This window comes from Romboutsia sp., from assembly GCF_035470145.1.
In the GTDB taxonomy this organism is placed as follows: Bacteria; Bacillota; Clostridia; order Peptostreptococcales; family Peptostreptococcaceae; genus Romboutsia_D.
The window spans coordinates 1-3,109 of the sequence record NZ_DATIRC010000173.1 but is presented as its reverse complement, the minus strand read 5'-3'; the positions used below and the strand labels follow the sequence as shown (position 1 = coordinate 3,109).

Annotated in this window: 3 protein-coding genes; all 3 read left to right on the top strand. The window is 27.1% G+C overall.

All coding sequences use genetic code 11. From position 1 onward, the window contains the following. The first annotated feature begins 267 nt into the window (after nucleotides 1–267). Nucleotides 268–1,218, top strand: coding sequence for a quinolinate synthase NadA (gene nadA, locus VLM92_RS07260; protein WP_331681715.1), 951 nt, complete (start codon nucleotides 268–270; stop codon nucleotides 1,216–1,218). A gap of 4 nt (nucleotides 1,219–1,222) precedes the next feature. Further along, nucleotides 1,223–2,527, top strand: coding sequence for an L-aspartate oxidase (locus VLM92_RS07255; RefSeq protein ID WP_325275670.1), 1,305 nt, complete (start codon nucleotides 1,223–1,225; stop codon nucleotides 2,525–2,527). Beyond that, the coding region (gene nadC, locus VLM92_RS07250) for a carboxylating nicotinate-nucleotide diphosphorylase (RefSeq protein WP_325275669.1) at nucleotides 2,505–3,109 on the top strand (605 nt) is incomplete at its 3' end. The genes VLM92_RS07255 and nadC, both read left to right, overlap by 23 nt.

Genomic DNA, 3,109 nt, shown 5'->3' with positions numbered 1-3,109 from the left:
AAGGTGAATCAAGGTACAGAGGTAATAATTGAATTTCCAATAAAAGAAGTTATTGAAGAAACCAAAGAGATAGTAGAATATGGTGGAAATGTAGAAAAGTTTAAAATAGAATTTTTTGATATATATAATTTTTAATATATAAATAGAAGTAAAAAAAGCTATAAGCCTATTGAGGTTTATAGCTTTTTTTTACAAAAATACATATTTATTAATTGATGAATAAAATAAATAGTGATACAATGTCTTTACAGGTGTATATACAATACAATGAGTATATATTTATACAATACAGAAAGTGGTGTAATTATGGGGAAAAATTTAGTTGAAAAAATACAAAAATTAAAAAAGGAAAAAAATGCAATAATACTAGCGCACTATTATCAGCCAGGAAATATACAGGAATTAGCTGATGCCGTAGGGGACTCTTATTACCTAAGTGAAGTAGCAAGAGAAAGTAGGGAAGAGGTTGTAGTATTATGTGGAGTAAAGTTTATGGCAGAAAGTGCTAAAATTTTATCACCAGAAAAAACAATATTAATGCCAGCATTAGATGCAGGATGTGTAATGGCAGATATGGCAAGTGAAGAAAAAATAGTAGAACTAAAAGAAAAATACAAAGATGCATATGTAGTATGTTATATAAATTCAACTGCAAAAGTAAAATATCATTGTGATGTAGCTGTTACATCATCAAGTGCTTTAAATATATTAAAAAATATACCTAACAAACAAATAATATTCTTACCAGATAAAAACCTAGGAGAATACATATCAGAGTTCTTACCAGAAAAAGAATTTATACTTTGGGATGGATATTGTAAATATCATAATAATATAAGAATAGAAGATATACTAAATTTAAAGAAAGAATATGCAGACGCAAAAATATTAGTACATCCAGAATGTAAAAAAGAAGTACGAGAACTTGGTGATTATATAGGTAGCACAACTGGAATTATAGAGTATGCTACAAAATGTGATAACAAAAACTTTATAATAGCAACAGAAGAAGGGATATTACATGAACTAAGAAAAAGAAATCCTCAAAAAAATTTCTTTATACCAGGGGAAAAGATATCTTGCATAGATATGAAAAAAACAACACTAGAAAACTTATATGATACCCTATTAAATATGAAAAATGAAGTAGTAGTAGATGAAGAAGTTGCTAAAGGTGCATTAAGTTGCTTAGAAAATATGCACTCTTTAGCAAAATAAAACAATGAATAAAATTGTAGATGTATTAATTATAGGATCTGGGGTATCAGGAATTTATAGTAGTTTAAATTTAAGAGATGATTTAAATATATTATTAGTAACAAAATCTAAACTACAAGACACTAATACATATTTGGCTCAAGGTGGAATATCAACAGCCAAAAATGAAGAGGATATAGATTTATTTGTACAAGATACGTTAAAGGCAGGAAAATACAAAAATAATTTGAATGCAGTACAGGTATTAGCAAAAGAATCTATAGAGAACATACAATATTTACTAGAAATAGGTGTGGATTTTGATAAAAATAATGATGAATTAATATACACTAGAGAAGGAGCTCATAGTATAAATAGAATAGTATACACAAAAGATAACACAGGAGAAAGTGTTCAAAAAGCACTTATAAATGAAGTAAAGCAAAGAAAAAATATAACTATTTATGAAGATACGTACTTTATAGATATAATAAATAAGAACAATGAATGTAACGGTGCAATACTTATAAAAAACAATAAGCAAATCAATGTATATGCTAAAGCTGTAGTATTAGCAACAGGGGGGATAGGTGGAATATTTAAAAATTCTACCAATCAAAAAATATTAAATGGTGATTCAATTGCAATTTGCATAAAACGTAATATAAAATTAAAGGATTTAAATTACATACAAATACATCCAACAGCCTTTTATGAAGAAAACGAAAATGAAAAAAGACTTTTAATATCAGAGGTTGTAAGAGGTGAAGGTGGAAAGCTTTTAAATATCAATGGAGAACAGTTTATAGATGAATTATTGCCTAGAGATGTAGTCTCAAAAGCAATACAAAAACAAATACATAAGACAAAAAAACCCTATGTGAATCTAGATATAACCTTTATGGGAAAAGAGTACATAGTGAATAGATTTCCATTTATATACAAAGAATGCTTAAAAAAAGGCACAGATATTACAAAAGAATACATAAAAGTTTCACCATCACAACATTACTTTATGGGAGGTATTGAAGTAGATTTAAATTCAAAAACCTCTATGAAAAATTTATATGCAGTAGGAGAAACTAGTTGTACAGGTGTACATGGTGCAAATAGACTAGCGAGCAACTCTTTACTAGAAGGATTAGTATTTTCTAAAAGATGTGCAAGTTCAATAAACAATAGTATTGATAATATAGATATTAAATTAAGGGATACATATGAAATAAAAGAAGATATAGAAATTTTAACAAAGAAAAATAAAGAAATAGTTATAAAAGCGATAAAAGAAAAGTGTGGGGAAGATTATGATGAATTATTTGATTATAGATAAAATAATAAAAGATGCTTTAATAGAAGATATACCTAATGAGGATATAAGTACAAATTGTGTAATAGAAAAAGATAGCATGTCTACAATAGAATTATTATGCAAACAAGAAGGTATAATAGCAGGGGTTGAAGTTTTTAAGCGAGTATTTGAAATACTAGGCAATGTAGAAGTTTCTTTATATAAAAAAGATGGAGACAAAGTATATCCAAATGAGAAAATAGCTTTTTTAAAAGGAAACACGAGAAATATTTTATTAGGTGAAAGAGTAGCACTTAATTTGATACAAAGAATGAGTGGGATAGCAACTTTAACTAATTTATTTGTAAAAGAATTAGAAGGAAGTAACACAAAATTACTAGACACTAGGAAAACCACTCCAAATTTAAGAGTATTAGAAAAATATGCAGTAAAAGTAGGAGGAGGAAATAATCATAGATTTAATTTATCTGATGGAATAATGCTTAAGGATAATCATATAAGTGCATGTGGTGGAATAAAAGAAGCTGTATATCTTGCAAGGAAAAATACTTCTTTTGTGAGAAAAATTGAGGTGGAAACTGAAAATTTAGATATGGTGAAAGA